The following is a 17,824-nucleotide window of genomic DNA, read 5'->3' on the forward strand; positions in this document are numbered from 1 at the left end:
GCCCTGTCACGATGGACCTGTCGCTGATCATCATGCAGCTTCTCTCCGGGATCGCCCTTGGGGCGGTCCTGGTGATCACTGCGCTTGGGCTGACGATCGTGTTCGGCATGCTCGGGGTGGTGAATTTTGCCCACGGCGCGCTGTTTATGATCGGGGCCTATGCGGGGCTGTATCTGGCATCGCTCACTGGGAGCTTCTGGTGGGGGCTGCTGCTCGCACCCATCCTGATTGGCGCCTTCGGCATGCTGATCGAGTTCGTTCTGATCCGGAGACTGTATGGACGCTCGATCGACGATCCGCTGCTGCTGACCTTCGGCCTCAGCTACATCCTGGTCGAGGGCGTGCGCATCGTGTTCGGCAGCGACGGCATTCCTTTTCCGACGCCGCCGCAGCTGATCGGCGTGCTCGATCTCGGCATCGGTTTCTTCCCGCGCTACCGCCTGTTCGTCATCGTGCTGGTGGCGGTGGTGCTGCTGGCGCTCTGGCTGACGCTGGAGAAGACCCGCGTCGGCCTGATCGTGCGCGCCGGCGCGCGCGATCCGACCATCATGCAGGTGCTCGGTGTCGATATCGGGCGGGTCTGGCTCGCGATCTTCGGGCTCGGCGTCGGGCTTGCCGCGCTCGGCGGCGTACTCGCCGGCCCCATGCGCAGCGTCAATCCGGAGATGGGCTCGCTGGTTCTGGCGGAAGCTTTCGTGGTGACCGTGATCGGTGGGCTCGGCTCGATCGTTGGCGCGGTCGTAGCTGGTCTGATGGTCGGCGTATCCATCAGCATGGTGGCGCTGTTCGCGCCGGAGATGGCGACCATCGTCATGTTCGCGCTGATGGCGGTGGTGCTGCTGATCCGCCCGCAAGGCCTGTTCGGTGTGAGAGGGAGGACCGCGTGACGCACCCTTCGAGCGGCGAAGCGGTCGCCAAACCTGCCTCCGGCGGACTCGGCTGGCTGCTCGACCAGCGCGTGCTCCTCTCCATTGCCGTGCTTGCATTGCTGCCCTGGTTGCTGCCGTCGAAGGCGCTGGCCGTCAACGTCCTGATCTACGGCGTCGTGGTGATGGGCTACAATCTGCTGTTCGGCTACACCGGGCTGCTGTCGTTCGGCCAGGCTGCGTTCTTCGGTGCAGGCGCCTACTTCACCGGCATCGCGATCGGACGCTACGGCATACCCTGGTTCGCCGCCATCCCGATCGCCGTACTCCTCAGCACCTGCCTCGCCGCCGCGATCGGCATCGTCTCGACGCGCACCCGCGGCATCTACTTCTCCATGGTGACGCTCGCCTTGGCGCAACTCGTCTACTACGTCGCGCTCCAGGCGGCCTCCTTCACCGGCGGCGAGAACGGGCTGCGCGGCTTCACGGTCGACCGCATCAGTCTGTTCGGCCTTCAGGTCAATTTCCTCGATCCCGTCAACAAATATTACGTGCTGATGGCGTTCGCGGCGTTGGCGATGTGGTTCCAGTCGCGCATCCTGAACTCACCTTTCGGGGCCGTCATCGAGGCGATCCGCGAGAACGAGCAGCGGGCACGGGCCTGCGGCTATGACGTCGAACGCAGCAAGCTGGTCGTGTTCATGCTGTCGGGCGCGATCTCATCGCTCGGCGGCTGCATGCTGGCACTGCATCTGTCCATCGTGCCGCTGGACATCTTGCACTACCAGACCTCGGGCATGATCGTGATGATGGTGCTGCTCGGCGGCGCCCGGAGCTTCTTCGGGCCCTTCGTTGGTGCTGCCAGCTTCCTGATCCTGGAGGACGTGATCTCGCTCTGGACGCCGCATTGGCAGATCTTCGTCGGCGCGATCTTCGTGCTGTTCGTGCTGTTCCTGCCCAAGGGCATCTGGGGTACGCTGCTCGATGCGCTCGGCGTCGGAAAGGCGCGGCGATGAGCGGCGAACTGCTTCGCGCCGAAGGCATCGGCAAACGCTTTGGCGGCTTCGTCGCGCTCGAAGACATCACCGTTTCGTTCGCGGCCGGCCAGCTCACCTCGATCATCGGGCCGAACGGCGCCGGCAAGAGCACCTTCTTCAACATCCTCTCGGGTGCGCTGACGCCGACCTCGGGCAAGCTGCACTTCAGGGGGCGTGAGCTGAACGGGCTGCCGCAGCACCGCTTCGTGCATCAGGGCATCTCGCGCTCCTATCAGATTACGAACATTTTTCCGGATCTGTCCGTGCACGAGAACGTGCGCGTGGCTGCCCAGGCGCTGATCGTGAGCTACGACATCTGGCGCAACCGCGCCCGGCTCGCTGAACTGGGTGCGCGCGCAGACGCCGCGCTCGACGCAGTCGGGCTGCTGGCCAGGCGGAACGAACTGGCGAAATTCCTGTCGCATGGCCAGCAGCGCGCACTGGAGATCGCGATCGCACTGGTTTCCGAGCCGGAATTGCTGCTGCTTGACGAACCGACTGCCGGCATGGGGCCGGAGGAAACCAAGGACATGGTCGCTCTGCTCGAGCGCCTCGCCGAGAAGCGCACCGTGCTCCTGGTGGAGCACAAGATGAAGATGGTGCTGGGGCTCAGTAAGCGCGTCGTCGTGCTGCATCACGGCCGCCTGCTGGCGGACGGCGCGCCCGACGAGATCAGGAGCAATCCGGAGGTCCGCCGGGTCTATCTCGGACAGAGTGAAGGCTATGGCTGAGACCGCGCTGCTCGAAATCAACGATCTCCATGCCTGGTATGGCGCAAGCCATATCCTCCACGGCATCTCCCTGCACGTGAACCGGGGCGAGGTCGTCGCCCTCGTCGGCCGCAACGGTGCCGGCAAGACGACGACCTTGCGGGCGATGATGGGCCTGATGCCGAAGGCGACGGGCCGCGTGCGCTTCGCAGGCAGGGAGCTGTTGCCGCTCCGTGCGCATCAGCGCTTCCACCTCGGCCTCGCTTACGTGCCCGAGGAGCGCCGCATCGTCCCCGGCCTGTCCGTGCGCGAGAATCTGCGGCTCGGTCTCGTCGCGGCGGGCGGCGACATCGAGGAGCGCGCGGCGATCGACGAGATCGCCGAAACCTTCCCGCGCCTGAAGGAGCGTCTCGATCAGGAGGGCGTGACGCTCTCGGGCGGAGAACAGCAGATGCTGGCGATTGCGCGCGCGCTGATCGCAAAGCCCAAGATGATCCTGCTCGACGAGCCCTCGGAGGGCATCATGCCTGTGCTCGTCGAGGAGATGGGCGTGCTTTTCCGTCGCCTGCGCGAACAGGGCAAGACGCTGCTCCTGGTGGAGCAGAACGTCGAGTGGGCGCTGCGGCTCGCCGACCGCGCCGTCATCATCGATCAAGGCGAGGTCGTTCATCAAAGCAGCGCGGCGGCGCTGCTGGCGGACAAGGACATCCAGGAGCGCTACTGCGCGGTGTGATCTCAGGCGACGACCTTGGCCCCGGCACCTTCGAGGCGCGCGCTTTCGGTCGCCAGATAGTCGCCGATCGCATCGGCCGGCATGGGCTTTGCGAAATAGTAGCCCTGGATGAAGTCACAGCCGAGCCGGCGCAGGGTATCGAGCTGGGCGCGGGTCTCGACGCCCTCGACGACGCAGGCGATCTCCATGTCGTCGCACAGGCCCGTAAGCGACTTGATGATCTTGTGGCTGACGGGATTTTCGTTGATGTCGGCGACGAAGCTGCGGTCGACCTTGATCTTGTCGAGCGGCAGCCGGTGGACGTGGCTCAGCGACGAATAGCCGGTGCCGAAATCATCAAGCGAAATCCCGCAGCCCATCGCCTTCAGCGTCGCGATCGACTGCTGCGCGCGCACGAAGTCGAAGGTTACGGCGGTCTCGGTGATCTCGAAGTCGATCCGATGCGGCGGCAATCCACTCTTCTCGATGATGGAGATCAGCGGCAAAATGCCCTCCGCCGCGCAGACATCGTGGGCGGAGAGGTTGAACGACAGGCGGACGTGATCGGGCCATGTCCTGGCGATGGCGAGTGCGCGCACCAGCAGCGCCTGCGTCAGCGGCCGGATCAGACCGATACGCTCGGCGGCCGGAATGAAATCGGCCGGGGAAACCATGCCGAGGCGAGTGCTGTGCCAGCGCGCGAGGACCTCGAACCCGGCGGTGTACTCGCTCATGGCGTCGACGATCGGCTGGAACACCAGATCCATCTCGGTGCTGAAATCGGCCGTGCGCAGCAGGTTCTCGATGACTCCGCGACTGCGGATCTCGGCCTCGAGCTCGCTCGAGAAGATCACGGTGCGGCCGCGCAGATTGCGCTTGGCGTGATAGAGCGAGTAGTCGGCGCACTCATATAGCGCTTCCGACGTGGTCGCTGAGTCCGGAAACGATGCGAATCCGATCGAGCACGACAGCCCGGTGTGGGCGGTGTCGAGCTGGTAAGGCAGCTTGACCTGGCCGCCGATGCGTTCGCCCAGTCGTATCAGATCCGCGTCGTCGGGGTCGCCGCACACGACGAGGCCGAACTCGTCGCCGCCGAGCCGGGCGAACTCCACGCGCTGCGGGCCAAAGCCCTCGCAGACCTCGCGGATGCGCCGGCCTGCCTCGATCAGGACGCGGTCGCCGACCGAGTGGCCGTAATTGTCGTTGATCGGCTTGAAGCCGTCGAGATCGATGATGCCGACAGCGACGCGAACGTTCCTGCGCTCGGCATCTGCGAAGGCACTCGACAATTCGGCGAAGAAGCGGCGGCGGTTCGGCAGTTCGGTGAGGGTATCGAGATTGGCAAGGCGAAAGTTCTCGTCCGAGAGCGCCTGTGTCGCCGCCTGTTGCGCCAGCAACGATTTGCGGCTGGCGACGAGATCGGCGAAGTCGCGATAGTAGATGAACAGCACCGTCACCATCGCGCCGGAAACCAGGAGGTTGTTGACGGCGATCGCCTTCAGCGTCGGTTCGCCAGTGGCGAAGAAGAACAGCACATAGGGCACGTCGACGATCAGCGTCACGATCAGCGCTGCTGAACGCAGATGCATCAGCGAGAAGATGCAGCCGATCACGGTGACCGCCATGTAGAAGGCGACCTGGCTCTTGGCGAAGGGATCGCCGTAGGGGTAGAGCGCGAAGGACCAGGCGGTGAATCCGGCGCCAATCGGCAGGGTCAGCCAGTTGGTGGTGCGCAGATTGCGCAGGATGTCGGCGTCACTGCGCACGATGTGACGCTGGCGCAGCCACCAGAAGGTCCGTAAGCCCGCGAGCATGGTCAGCACGCTCGGCACGATCATCGTCAGCCAGTCCGGCGCCACGTTCACATAGGTGTAGGCGACCGCGATCGTGTTGCTGATCAGGATGAAGTAGAGCAGCGGGATCTGCTTGGAGAACGCGTCGAACTGCGCACGCGTCAAGTCCGGGTTATCGGCCGGTACGCGAAACAGCCGCGTTGCGGCGGCAAGATGAGACTTCAAATCGGCAACAGGCATTGAAATACGAGCCCCGGATCCCCTCAAAACGCGGGCGATCTTGCACGGCGCGGGTAAAGGGTGCGTTAGATCGGGCGGCGCGCGGAAGGCCAGCACAGGTTGCGCGCTACCTCAGGACTTTCCGGCCGCGTGCAATTGGTGAGGCCGCGTTAAGGGTATCCAGCGCCAAGGGCAAGCGTTCTCGGCCAAGCTGTCCGCCGCAGCTACAGCCCGCTAACCATGGTGCTGGCCGGTTCGCGCGTCCCGGTGCTTGTCGTTTTGATCGGCCGGTTGCCGTCGCTCGAACGTGTATGCTTCAGCGTCCGATGGTCACGCCGGCGGTCGAGCGCATGGCGTCCCGAAGGCTGGTTGCCTTCTTGTCGTCGAGGACCTGCCGCGTCAGCACGGTGGTCTGGCCGGGCGTGTCGAGGATCGTCTCTCCGCGCGAGGAAGAGAGCCGATCGGCCTTGTAGGGCGCGGCCGGATCGGTGGCGGATGCGGCCATGGCTGCAGGACGCGGCCGTTTGCCGGCGGCGAGCGCGGGCTGTGAGATGGCGAAGGCGATCACGACCAGAAGCAGCGATCTTGCGCGCATGTGCGATCTCCCATGTCGGGATATCAGCCTAGCACATCGGGACCGTGGTCGCAGAAGAAAGGATCAGGCGAGAGCGGCCTGGCGCTCCCGCGTCGGTTCGCGGACCCGCTCGATGTTTCGCGGCTCAGCGAGCCGGGTGAAGCTGCGATGGTTCGCCTGCGCGGGCGCCTCGACGATGACGCCCTCACAGATGATCTGTCCGCCGAGCATCTTGAATTCCAGCTTGTCGTAGCGCGGCATTGTCTCGCCGGGTGCCGGCGGCAGCAGCCCGACGCTTCCCTGGATGTTCAGCGCGGCCTCGCCGGTGCCGTGAAGCCGCGGATTCCACATACGGATTCCGGTCTCCGCCCAGCGCTGCCGGATCAACGCGGCGCGGTCGGCGGGTTCCGCGGCTCTCTCGCGAGCTTTCGGTGCGTTGCGGATCTCCGGAGCAGGAGACTCGAGCGGCAGAGCCGGTTCGATCTCGATGGCGACGCTGGCTGACCCGTTGGCCGCCGTCGCAACGGCTGTGACGAGCGGGACATCGTTTGCAGGGGCCGGCGCGACCTCGACGGCGAGCGCCGGGTCGCTGTCGGTTCCGGCTTCAGAAACGTCAGGCGCGACGCTGTTGGCATCGCCGAGGAGGACCGGGATCGCTTCGACGGCGACCGTTTCGACCTCGGCGGAAACGTCGGGCGATGGGGTAGCCTCGATGACGGCCTCAGGGACGTCAGTCGAAGCGGTCGCAACGTCTGGTGGTGAAACCACAGCCTCTTCTGCGACGTCGGAATCGATTTCGGCGGGAGATGCATCGCCAATGATGGCGAGATCAGCCTCCGCAACTGGCTCGTTCTCCGCGTCGGGCGACGAAGCCAACACCTCCTCGGCGACGGGCGGCGTCGCGGGCGCGTCCATTTCCGTCACTCTCTCCGGAGATGAGTCATCGCTGGTACAGATATCGTCGGACGGATTCTCCGCGACGACAGGCACAGAAGCATCGTTCTCCGCGACCGGAGCTGTGGCGGCAAGATCGGTCTCTTCGCGCACAGGGGTGCTGATCTCGGCGATTGGAGCTTGAGCAGTGGCCGCGACGTCTTCGACGATGGCGGGCGAAGCGTCCGTGGCGATCGGCGCGACGTCAATGCTGCCGCCGTGCGGCAAGGGCCGAAGTCGGGTCAACGCCCAGTTCACCGCGGGGATGCGGCGCAGCAACGATATCAGTCTCGAAAGCACTGGGAGCTGTCCAAGAGGTACTCGGCGTGAGGCAATCGCTGATTCGCCAGCAATGAGAAAACCTGCCCCGGCCGTCACACTCGTGTCAATGTAGGGAGGACCAATTGCAGAACATCCACGCGTCCACTGCGCGCAGATGGCGACGCAATCAGATCGAGGTCACGCGCGCAGGCTTACCACACGATGCGGAAACCGCCGGTGCCCCTGTAGCCGTGATTGTCACCGGGATCATCAACGCTCGCGCGATAGGTGATCTCGCCGAACACGGCATAACGGCCGTTCACCCAGCTATAGGTGCCGCCGCCGCCGATGCTGCCCCACAGGCGATCATGGCCGCTCGCGAAGCCGGTGCCGGCGACATCGATCCCGGTGCCGCCCAGGAACTCATAGTGCAGATTGCCGATGGCATAGAGGTCGGAGCGGACGATGCCCGTGCCGTCGTTCCAGGTGCGCTGATGATTGAGCGACAGCCCGAGACGGCCGAGCAGGCTGTCGGCATTGCCGAGCGAGACCAGCGCGCCGAAGCGGTCGGTGAACGCATCGAAGCCGACCTTTGAATAGGCAAGCTGCGCCTGCGGCGCCAGCCAGAAGCCATTGCCGATCGCGATCCGCTTGCCGCCCTCGAGGCTGAACGCATAGCCGAAGCCTTCATTGCCATGCGTCATGCTGCCCACAAGCGCCGATGACAGGTCGCTGCGGTAGAACATGGTCTGCGCCTGGCCGTCGACATAGAAGCCGTCATGGCCGTACCAGGTCGCGGTGGCGCCGACGCCGGTTCCTTGTGCGCGGATGCGGCCGTTGCCGAACACTGAATTGACGAAGGCCGTGGTCAGGCCGTATTGCGCAGTGAGGCCGACGATCAGCCGGCCGCGCGCGTTGTCGAGCGCGGCGCCATCGAGGCCGACCTGCGCTTTCATCTCGTCGGAATCATAGGCCGAGCCGGTCGTGTTGGACGGCCGCAGCTTGGACTGCCCGCCCTCGATGCGGCCCCAGAAGGCCGATTGCGTCCATGAGCCGTCCGTGGTCTGCGCGGTATCGATTCCCGCGCGCGCCATCGCCTCGCTGCCGCCCCAGTAACGGTTGCCGACGCGCTCTCGAAGGCTCGGCGCTTGATTCATGCCGAGCAGCACCTGTGCGTAGTTCTCGTACAGGGGGACGCCGGCCTGATAGAGCGGCCCGGCGGCGGCCGGCCCCAGTGGGTCGATCAGGCTGGAGCGCAGATACCAATCGCCGTCCGCCGGCGTACCAACTCCGTTCTTCTGCAACGTGTAGGCATAGGCGCCGCCGACCAGAGCCTGCTGGCCGTTGATGACGTAGTCGCCCTGCAAGGCAAAGCTGCCGTTCGAGGCACCGGCTATGTCGATCACCTTGATGCCTTCCACCGTTTGCGCACCGCTGCCGCCGATATTGGCGATGCGCAGGGTGGATGTGCCAGACGTGGCTCCCTGCACGACCAGTCGATCAGTGATCGAGCCGTCGCCGCCGAGCGCGGTGTTGAGCAGAACCGTGCCGCCGTTGCCGGTGTAATTGCCGGTCACCGTCAGCGTCGTCCCCGGTGCGCCGCCGGTTCGCACCAGGCCGGCATTGTCCAGCGATGCGATTGTCTGGTTGAAGCCGTCGATGTCGAACGTTCCGCCGGCCGCCGCGACATAGGCGGACGCGGCGCTGAAGGCGCCCGCCGCGCCGGCGCGCAGCGTGCCTCCGGCGATGGTGGTTGCGCCGGTGTAGCCGTTGGCGCCGGAGAGCGTCTGCACGCCACCTGTCACCGTCAGGCCGCCTGTGCCATTGATTGTGCCCGCGAACGTGTCAGCTGCATTCGTGATCGCCAGCGCCTTCGTACCGAGTGCGACCGTGCCAGTTCCGGCCAGGCTCCTGATGTGGGAGGTGCCGACGATGCCCGAAATGTCGAAGGTCGCGTTGGCCACGATGCGGCTTGAATTGGCGAGTGCATCGTCGGAGCCGGCGCCCGCCAGCGCGAGCGTGCCTTGCTGAATCACCGTTTGCCCGGTGAACGTACTCGCGCCACCCAATGTGAAGGTCCCGACGCCTGTTTTCGTGAGCCCGCCGACACCGCTGAATCCGAGCGTGCCGACGTCGAACCCGTTGGTGTCGAATGTCAGCCCGCCTGCGGCGATGCTGTGCTGGCTGACCGTTCCGCCGAAGAAGCTCGCATGGTTGGTTATCGCGCGCACGACGGCGTTGTCGTAGGTCGCCTGACTGGCTGCACTGTTGACCGAAACGCTGCCCGTCTGCAGCGTGCCGCCGCTGATGTTGAGAATGCCTGTGCGTCCGGCGGCTGGCGTGGCGAGGATGATTCGATTCGTCGCGACGACGGTCGCGCCGTCCGTAATGTTGACGATGCCTGTGCCGGAGGTGCCGACGGTCACCGCCGTGGTGTTCCACCGCGAGCCTCCCCCCGTCACTGTGATGATGGCTGTACCATCTGGGAGATCACCCATCGAAACACTGGCAGTGTTCGTCAACGTGCTGCCGTTCTGGATCGTGAGGCTCGTCGTGAGGCCGGCAGCCGTGCGAACAGTCATGTTGCCGGTCGCACCGACCGCGCCAGGGTTGACGCCGAGGACCACGGTTGAACCGGGCGCAATGTTGACGGCGCCCCCGGCAACCGGGGGAGTTCCGCCCGTCCAGTTCGTGCCCACCGTCCAGTCATTGCTGGTCGCACCGGTCCAGGTCTGCGCCGCCGTTGCGCCCGGCAAGAGCATCGAGAGCGCGGCCGCCGAGGCGCTCATTGACAGCAGGCGAAGGAACGCAGATCGCTTGCCTCCGATGGACGAAGGGCGATGCGGATGTCTGCCCTGATCGCCGTTCGATTGCCGTGAAAGCGTCGCAGCCCCGATGCATTCGCGCATGGCGCACAGCCCTTGTTGTCTTGCTGCTGTGCCCCGGATGGCAGATTGCCAAGCATCATCGACAGCGGATCGTGGTTGTTACGGTATGTGGCTGCCGGTGACCGGTCAGTGCAGATCATTGCCGCGCATTGGGAAAGCTGCGCAGTGTGTTTCCGGTGCAACGTCAGGTCGTCAAAGTTAGTGGAGCAGTAACCACGCCTGTTGGATGCGCGTAATGGCATGCTGCAGAATTGCGACCGCGATTTTGCGCGCGCTCCACAGTGCCTCGAACAAGACGCGAGCCGAGACTCGCCGTGCCCTCCAGGGGAGGATGGGGACCGCGCGTGCAGGAAAAGGCGAAGGAGCACTCGCAGCCGCCCGTGTTGCGAAACCCGCACAGCAGCCGATGATGCAATAATACCCCTGTTTTGCCCGACGCCGCAACCGCGTCTTCGGCAAGACCGAAAATCCTCAAGCCTTTCAGCCCCATCGCTACTGTGCATGGGGTTGTTTTTTCGCTTTTTGTTTTGTGGGCCCGCCTGGCCCGGGTGGCCATTTGCTGCCGCTGTTCTCGGGGGCTGAAGGCATCAGTGTGAAGGTCGGGGGCCGCGTCCGCGCCCATGGGCCACCCTGGCCCAGAGGGCGAAAATCCGCGAATTCGGGCAGAAACAGCGCGAATTCTGCCGCTGCGCAACCGGGCCGGCTTTATTCCATCCATGGATGCTTTATGGAGGACCAGGATCGGGTCGCGCCAGCCCAATGGCAGTGCTAGACCCGGACGCAGGAACAATTTGGGCCGGCCGCCAGGGCACGTGCCGCAAGGATGAAGGATATGACGCAATGATCCAGACGGTTGGCATCATCGGGGCAGGGACCATGGGGAACGGCATCGCGCAGGTCTGCGCCGCGGCCGGGCTTTCGGTCGTGATGGTCGACATTTCCGATGCGGCGGTGAACCGCGGCCTTTCGACCGTCGGCGGCAGCCTCGAGCGCCTGGTCAAGAAGGACAAGATGTCGGCGGCCGATCGCGAGGCGACGCTCAAGCGCATCACCGGCACCACCGACCGGGCGAAACTGGCGGACTGCGATCTGGTCATCGAGGCTGCGACCGAGAACGAGGAGCTCAAGGTCAAGATCCTGAAGGATCTCTGCGCCACCCTCTCGCCGCGCACGCTGGTCGCGACCAACACGTCGTCGATCTCGATCACCAAGCTCGCTGCGGCGACCGATCGTCCCGACCGCTTCATCGGCATGCACTTCTTCAATCCGGTGCCGGTGATGGCGCTGCTCGAGCTCATCCGCGGCCTGCAGACCTCGGACGACACCCATGCCAAGGCGCTCGATTTCGCCAAGCGCGTCGGCAAGGTGGCGATCACAGCCAAGAACAGCCCGGGCTTCGCCGTCAACCGCATCCTGTGCCCGATGATCAACGAAGCGATCTTCGCGCTCCAGGAGGGGATCGCAACCGCGGAAGAGATCGACGCCGGCATGAAGCTCGGCTGCAACCATCCGATCGGGCCGCTGGCTCTGGCCGATCTGGTCGGGCTCGACACCATGCTTTCGGTGATGGAGGTCTTCTACAAGGGCTTCAACGATCCCAAATATCGGCCGGCCCCGCTGCTGAAAGAAATGGTCGATGCCGGCCATCTCGGCCGCAAGACCGGGCAGGGCTTTTACATCTACAGCGCCTGATCAGGGCGACCGGCGGCGGGCCTTTCGCGTTCGCCGCCGGATCCCGCACTTTGCGCTGCGACAAAGACGCCGCGCGCAACTGGCCCGACAATGTCGAACGGGCGGCCCGCGGGAACAATGGAACGGACACAGAGGATATGTCGGATCGACTGAAGGCCGAGCGCGAAGCTGCGGCTGCACGGCGGAGCCTGCTGACGCGGGATGCGATCGAGCGCACCGGGATCACCGAAGAGATGATCGGGGAGCTCGTCACCCGCTTCTACGGACGCGTGCGCGAGGACGAGCTGCTTGGTCCGGTCTTCGCCATCGTGCAGAATTGGGACGAGCACCTCGCCAAGCTCAAGGATTTCTGGTCCTCGGTGGTGCTGATGAGCGGCCGCTATCATGGCTCGCCGATGCGGGCGCATCTGCCGCTGAACCTGGTGGGAGATCATTTCGACCGTTGGCTCGATCTGTTCGAACAGACCGCGCGCGAGGTCTGCCCGCCGGCGGCGGCCGCGTTGTTCATCGACAAGGCGCGTCGCATCGCCGACAGTTTCGAGATGGCTTCGGCAACTGTCGCAGGTCGTATCGCATCGCCGCGTCACGTGCTCAGGTCCTGAATACAAGATGCCCGCCTGAGAAACGCGCGGCTCGCATCCCGCGATGGCGCGCTGCACCAATTCCAACATCATCGGTCTGATCTGCAAAATCATCATGCGGTTCGCGTGATGCGATGTAGAATTCGCGAAAATGCGCTTGCTCGCTGGGATTGATTCAATCAAAGAGAGTAGAGCCACATTGATGCACTGCGGCGCCAAGTCTTTGCCTTCATTTCGGCAGAGTTCCAGCGCCTGCTAGCGGGCATGGCTCGCGCATCGTTCGATACCCATTCATCATCCTCCGAGAATGCTGCGGAATCCGACGTCGAAGCGGACGCCGAACAGACACGGCGATCCGTGCTGCTCGGTGCGCTGGCGGCGACGGCGTGCCTCGGCTGCTCCCCGCCAGCGCGTGCAGGCGAGGATCCGCCCGGCGCCGACGAACGGCCGCAGAAGGGCGACCTGCTTGTCTTCTCCGAAGGTGACCAGGAGGGGAAGATCATCACCACGGATGATCTGAAGGCCGGCGGGCCACCGCTCCATGCCTGGCCGAAGGATCCCAACACATCGGTGGTGCGCAGCGCCTCGCGGCTCAACGAGATCCTGATCATCAAGCTCGATCCCGCCGAGCTCGACGAAAAAACCCGCGCGCGTGCTGTCGACGGCATCATCGCCTATTCGGCGATCTGCTCGCATGCGGGCTGTCCTGTCACCGCCTGGGTGAAGAGCGATGTCGGCGACAAGGAGGTGTTCAAGTGCATGTGCCACAATTCCGAATACGACCCTCGCGCGGGCGCGCAGGTCGTGTTCGGACCGGCGCCGCGACGGCTCGCGGCGTTGCCTCTGGCGCTGGCTGACGGATCACTCAGCGTCGCCGGCAATTTCGTCGGAAAGGTAGGTGGCGCGCAGCCAGGATGATGGACGTTGCGGGCCATGCCCGTGTCACGAGAGGCCGCCTCCGCCGATGGGCGGACGACGGGACGAACGACAAGAATTCACAACAAGAATTCACAACAAGAATTCAAACGGATGAAAAGGGGAACGTCCATGAAAACTTCCATGGCAAGGAAGCAATGGTTACTGTCCGGCTTCGTCGCCTTCACCTGCCTCGCCTCGACCGCCGCCGTATCGGGCCCTATCGAGAACTACACACCGGTCACGGCGCAGCGGCTGGAGAATCCGGAGCCGAGCAACTGGATGCTCTATCGGCGCACCTATGACGGGCAGGGCTACAGTCCGCTCGACCAGATCAACACATCGAACGTGAAGAGCCTCACGCCGGTCTGGACCTTTGCCACCGGCGTGGTCGAAGGCCACCAGGCGCCCCCGATCGTCAACAATGGCGCGATGTTCGTGACGACTCCAATGGGGCAGGTGATCGCGCTGAACGCGAAGACCGGCGACGAATATTGGCGCTACAAGCGGCAGCTTCCTGACGATCTGTTCCAGCTGCATCCGACCAACCGGGGCGTGGGCCTGTGGGAGGACAAGCTCTACCTCGCCACCACGGACGACCATGTGGTCGCGCTCGATGCCAAGACCGGCAAAGTGCTGTGGGATACCAAGGTGCAGGACTACAGGAAGGGTCAGTACATGACCCTGATGCCGTTGATCGTGGACGGCAAGGTCATCGTCGGCGGCTCCGGCGGCGAGTTCGGCGTGCGCGGCTATATCGTTGCTTATGATGCCAAGGACGGCAAGGAGTTGTGGCGGACCTACACCATCCCCGGCGAAGGCGAGCCCGGTCACGACACCTGGCAGGGCGACGACTGGAAGAACGGCGGTGGGTCGGCCTGGATGACCGGAAATTACGACAAGGAGACCAAGACGATCTATTGGGGCGTCGGCAATGCGGCGCCGTGGCCCGGCGAGACCCATCCCGGCGACAATCTCTACACTGCATCGGTGCTCGCGCTCGATCCCGACACCGGCAAGATCAAGGCCTATCACCAGTATCACCAGAACGATTCCTGGGATTGGGACGAGGTCGAGGCGCCGATGCTGATCGATCTGCAACGCAACGGTCGCACCATCAAGAGCCTGGTCCATCCGGGACGCGACGCGATCTTCTGGGTGCTCGAGCGCACGCCGACCAAGATCAACTACGTCGCAGGCTGGCCGTTCGTCTATACCGACGTCTGGAAGGGCATCGACGAGACCGGCAAGCCGATCGTGGATCCCGCGCACAAGCCGGTCATCGGGAAACGCGTCGAGTTCTGTCCGTCGCTGTGGGGCGGCAAGGATTGGCCGTCGGCCGCCTATAGCCAGAAGACCGGCCTCGTCTACGTGCCCGCCAACGAGAATTTCTGCGGCGGATTCACCGGCGAGAAGGTCCCGCTCAAGCCGGGCGAACTCTGGCTCGGCACCAAGCCGGAAGACATCGGCCTGAAGACGAGGCCGGGCGCGGATCATTTCGGCGAGCTTCAGGCCTGGGATCCCGCTACCGGCAAGAAGGTGTGGCAGCACAACTTCCCGAAGTCGCAACTGTTCGGCTCGGTGACGGCGACGGCGGGCGATCTCGTCTTCGTCGGCGGCACCAACGACCGCAACTTCCGAGCCTTCCACGCCAAGACCGGCGAACTTCTGTGGGAACAGAAGACCAACTCCGGCATCGTCGGCATGCCGGTGTCCTATGAGATCGACGGCACGCAGTACATCGCGATCCAGTCGGGCTGGGGCGTGGACGCACAGCGCATCCAGGATGCACTCGTGACCAACAATATCGGTATCGAGGCCAACGTGCCGCAGGGCGGGGTCGTCTGGGTGTTTGCGCTGAAGAAATAGCTCCGCAGGCGGATCGAAAGACGCGGAGCGGCAGGGGGGGTAGCGAATGCGGCGGGCGGCAACGTCCGCCGCATTCTTGCGTTTGCTTGACGATCGCCAGCGGGTACGTCGATGCCCAGGCGTCAGATTGCTACTTGCCGAGGCGTTCGACCTTGTCCTTTTCCTTCTGGTTCATTTCGCGGATCTTCGGGTCCGGATTGTGCTGCCCCGTGCTCTGGGTGGTCGAGGCGGGCGGGGCATTGGCGTTGGGCAGCGAGGTCTGGTCCGGCGTGCCGGGGCGCGTGGCGCTGGTCGGCGGTGTCGTGTTGCCTTGAGCGAATGCGCCGGAGGCCGTCAAAAGAAAGACGCCCGACAGCGAGACTGCGAGCGCCTTGGAGATGTTGGTCATCGATCTGCTCCTGTCAGATCGATGAAAACAGCGCGAGGCGCCTTGTGTTCCGCCTCACGCTTTAGTTTCCAGCTCAAGCCTCCAATTGCTTGCCAATCGGAAGCGCGCGGATACGTTTTCCCGTCGCGGCGAAGATCGCATTGATCAGGGCCGGCGCGAACGGGGGAACCCCGGGCTCGCCAACGCCGCTTGGCGGCGTGTCCGATGCCGGCGGCACGATGTAGACGTTGGTCACCAACGGGGAGTCGTCCATCCTGACGACCTGGAAGTCGTCAAAATTCTTCTGCTGCACCTTGCCGTCCTTGAAGGTGATCTCGCCGTATTTGGCGAGGCTCAGGCCCATGATCGCCGCGCCCTCGATCTGCGAGGCGATGCGCTCGGGGTTGACATAGGTGCCGCAATCGATCGCGGTGTCGACCCGCGGCACCGTCAGCTTGCCCTTGTCGTCGACGGCGACCTCGACGATGGTCGCGATGTAGCTGACGAAGCTGCGGTGCACGGCGATGCCGAGACCGTGGCCCTTCGGCAACTTGCGCCCCCATTCCCCCTTCTCGGCGACCAGCTCGACCACCTTGCGCAGGCGCGCGGTGTCGATCGGGTAGCTGTCCTGCGGCTCGCCATAGTTCCAGAGGTCCTTCACGTTCGGCTTGACGATGCGGGGCGAGCCGATCAGCTCGAGCAGCATGTCTTTCTGGTCGCGGCCGGTCGCCTGCGCGATTTCGCCGACCATCGATTGCACCGCGAAGGCGCGAGGGATGTTCGAGACCGAACGGAACCAGCCGATGCGGGTGTGCGCGGCTGCTTCCGGATTCTCGCAGGAGATGTTGGCGATCTCGAACGGCATATCGACGAGGCCCATGCCGATCTCGAACGGGGCCTGATGCACCGTGCCGGCGGCAAAGGTCGATGCGATGCTGGGAGCCACGCTGCGGTGGCGCCAGGCGATCACCTTGCCGCTCTTGTCGAGACCGGCCTCGATCCGCTCGACCGAGACGGTGTGCACGAAGCCGTTGTGGAGGTCGTCTTCCCGCGTCCACTGCACCTTCACCGGCGCGCCGAGCTCTTTGGACAGCAGGGCGGCCTCGAGCGCAAAGTCGCATTTCGACTTGCGACCGAAACCACCGCCGAGCAGCGTCACGTTGACGGTGACGTTGCCTTCGGGGATCTCCAGCGTCTTGGCGACGTCCTCGCGAGTGCCGCCGGGACTCTGCACCGGCGCCCAGATCTCCGCCTTGTCGCCCTTGACGTTGGCAACCGCGACCGGCGGCTCCATGGCGACATGGGCGAGATGAGGGATGTAGTATTCGCCGACGATGACCTTGTCGGCCCCCTTTAGGGCGGTGTCCGCATCGCCCTCCTTGCGCAGGACGAGGCCGGGCTTGCGCGAGGCCTCCTCGAGCTCCTTGCGATAGGCGACGGAGTCGTATTTGCCGTTCGGACCGTCGTCCCATACCAGCTTCAACGCGTCGCGGCCCTTGATCGCCGCGCCGGTGTTGCGCGCGATCACGGCGACGCCGCCGAGCGGCTGGAACTTCGAGGGCCACGGCCAGCCGCGCACCTGCATCACCTTCTCGACGCCGGGGACCTTCAGAGCCGCGTCCGGATCGAACGAGACCAGCTTGCCGCCCGTCACCGGCGGGCGCGCGATCACGGCATACTTCATGCCGGGCAAGCGGATGTCCGCGCCGTAATGCGCCTTGCCGGTGGTGATGTCGTGAAGATCGACAATACCGACCTGGCCCTTGCCGAGATAGCGGAAGTCCTTGGCATCCTTCAGCTTGAGACCTTCGATGCTCGGCACCGATTCCTTGGCTGCGTCCGCGGCGAGTTCGCCGAAACCCAGCTTGCGGCCGCTCGCGCTGTGGACGACCTCGTGGTTGACCGCCTTGACCTCGGTCGCGGGCACGCCCCAGCGCTTCGCAGCAGCCTGCTCCAGCATGGTGCGGGCGGAGGCGCCGATCTGGCGCATCGGCAGCAGATAGTGCCGTGTGCTGCGCGAGCCGTCGGTGTCCTGGTTGCCGAACTTGACCTCGTCGCCATGGGCCTGCTGCACCTTGACCCTGGACCAGTCGGCTTCCATCTCCTCGGCCACGATCAGCGGCAGGCTGGTGCGCACGCCGGTGCCCATTTCCGAACGGTGCCCGATGATGGTGACGATGCCGTCCGGGGCGACCGAAACGAACACGCGCGGATCGACCACGACACCGTGCGGCATCTGGCCGGCACCGGTCTCATAGGCGAGCGCCGGGCGCGACATCACGGGGGCGGCGAGGACGAAGCCGCCGGTGACGCCGAGCCCCTTCAGGATGCTGCGGCGCGAGATCTTCTCGACCCTGATATGCTTCTCGAAGCCGCGAAGCTTGCGGGGATTGTCGATGAAGTTCAT

Annotated in this window: 14 protein-coding genes; 8 read left to right on the top strand and 6 right to left on the bottom strand. The window is 64.7% G+C overall.

Annotated features, from left to right (window positions below):
* Positions 1-11 precede the first annotated feature (11 nt).
* Genes EDE08_RS22020 through EDE08_RS22035 form a run of 4 tightly spaced genes read left to right on the top strand, consistent with a single transcriptional unit; the run spans position 12 to position 3,346 of the window.
* Positions 12-887, top strand: a complete 876-nt coding sequence (locus tag EDE08_RS22020; RefSeq protein ID WP_124161847.1) for a branched-chain amino acid ABC transporter permease — start codon at positions 12-14, stop codon at positions 885-887.
* Positions 884-1,882 carry a branched-chain amino acid ABC transporter permease gene (locus EDE08_RS22025; RefSeq protein WP_131870897.1) on the top strand — a complete coding sequence of 333 codons (999 nt, stop codon included), beginning with the start codon at positions 884-886 and terminating at the stop codon, positions 1,880-1,882. The genes EDE08_RS22020 and EDE08_RS22025 overlap by 4 nt, the downstream gene beginning before the upstream one ends.
* A complete protein-coding gene (locus EDE08_RS22030; RefSeq protein ID WP_131870898.1) occupies positions 1,879-2,634 on the top strand; it encodes an ABC transporter ATP-binding protein in 756 nt (251 codons plus the stop codon). The genes EDE08_RS22025 and EDE08_RS22030 overlap by 4 nt, the downstream gene beginning before the upstream one ends.
* Positions 2,627-3,346 carry an ABC transporter ATP-binding protein gene (locus EDE08_RS22035; protein WP_131870899.1) on the top strand — a complete coding sequence of 240 codons (720 nt, stop codon included), beginning with the start codon at positions 2,627-2,629 and terminating at the stop codon, positions 3,344-3,346. The genes EDE08_RS22030 and EDE08_RS22035 overlap by 8 nt, the downstream gene beginning before the upstream one ends.
* A gap of 2 nt (positions 3,347-3,348) precedes the next feature.
* Here the strand turns inward: EDE08_RS22035 and EDE08_RS22040 are convergent, their stop codons facing one another.
* The 4 genes from EDE08_RS22040 to EDE08_RS22055 all read right to left on the bottom strand — a co-directional run bounded on the left by EDE08_RS22040 (position 3,349) and on the right by EDE08_RS22055 (position 9,894).
* A complete protein-coding gene (locus tag EDE08_RS22040) occupies positions 3,349-5,358 on the bottom strand; it encodes a putative bifunctional diguanylate cyclase/phosphodiesterase (RefSeq protein WP_165936091.1) in 2,010 nt (669 codons plus the stop codon).
* 295 nt (positions 5,359-5,653) lie between these two features.
* Positions 5,654-5,932, bottom strand: a complete 279-nt coding sequence (locus tag EDE08_RS22045; protein WP_131870901.1) for a TonB-dependent receptor plug domain-containing protein — start codon at positions 5,930-5,932, stop codon at positions 5,654-5,656.
* A 63-nt stretch (positions 5,933-5,995) separates the two neighbouring features.
* Positions 5,996-7,123, bottom strand: coding sequence for a hypothetical protein (locus EDE08_RS22050; RefSeq protein ID WP_131870902.1), 1,128 nt, complete (start codon positions 7,121-7,123; stop codon positions 5,996-5,998).
* 194 nt (positions 7,124-7,317) lie between these two features.
* Positions 7,318-9,894: an autotransporter family protein gene (locus EDE08_RS22055; protein WP_245524849.1), complete on the bottom strand. Its 2,577-nt coding sequence runs from the start codon at positions 9,892-9,894 to the stop codon at positions 7,318-7,320.
* Positions 9,895-10,833: 939 nt separating this feature from the next.
* Here EDE08_RS22055 and EDE08_RS22060 point away from each other — a divergent pair.
* From EDE08_RS22060 to EDE08_RS22075, 4 genes are all read left to right on the top strand, one after another.
* Positions 10,834-11,685, top strand: a complete 852-nt coding sequence (locus tag EDE08_RS22060) for a 3-hydroxybutyryl-CoA dehydrogenase (protein ID WP_131870903.1) — start codon at positions 10,834-10,836, stop codon at positions 11,683-11,685.
* A 137-nt stretch (positions 11,686-11,822) separates the two neighbouring features.
* A complete protein-coding gene (locus EDE08_RS22065) occupies positions 11,823-12,287 on the top strand; it encodes a group III truncated hemoglobin (RefSeq protein ID WP_131870904.1) in 465 nt (154 codons plus the stop codon).
* A 243-nt stretch (positions 12,288-12,530) separates the two neighbouring features.
* On the top strand, positions 12,531-13,184 hold the full coding sequence (locus tag EDE08_RS22070; RefSeq protein ID WP_131870905.1) for a QcrA and Rieske domain-containing protein: 654 nt from the start codon (positions 12,531-12,533) through the stop codon (positions 13,182-13,184).
* 141 nt (positions 13,185-13,325) lie between these two features.
* Positions 13,326-15,050: a methanol/ethanol family PQQ-dependent dehydrogenase gene (locus EDE08_RS22075; protein ID WP_131870906.1), complete on the top strand. Its 1,725-nt coding sequence runs from the start codon at positions 13,326-13,328 to the stop codon at positions 15,048-15,050.
* Positions 15,051-15,180: 130 nt separating this feature from the next.
* Here EDE08_RS22075 and EDE08_RS22080 read toward each other — a convergent pair whose 3' ends face one another.
* Positions 15,181-15,438 (bottom strand): hypothetical protein, encoded by a 258-nt coding sequence (locus EDE08_RS22080; RefSeq protein ID WP_131870907.1) that lies wholly within the window; start codon positions 15,436-15,438, stop codon positions 15,181-15,183.
* 73 nt (positions 15,439-15,511) lie between these two features.
* On the bottom strand, positions 15,512-17,824 hold the full coding sequence (locus EDE08_RS22085) for a xanthine dehydrogenase family protein molybdopterin-binding subunit (protein WP_131870908.1): 2,313 nt from the start codon (positions 17,822-17,824) through the stop codon (positions 15,512-15,514).

This window comes from Bradyrhizobium sp. R2.2-H, assembly GCF_004346455.1.
GTDB lineage: Bacteria > Pseudomonadota > Alphaproteobacteria > Rhizobiales > Xanthobacteraceae > Bradyrhizobium > Bradyrhizobium diversitatis.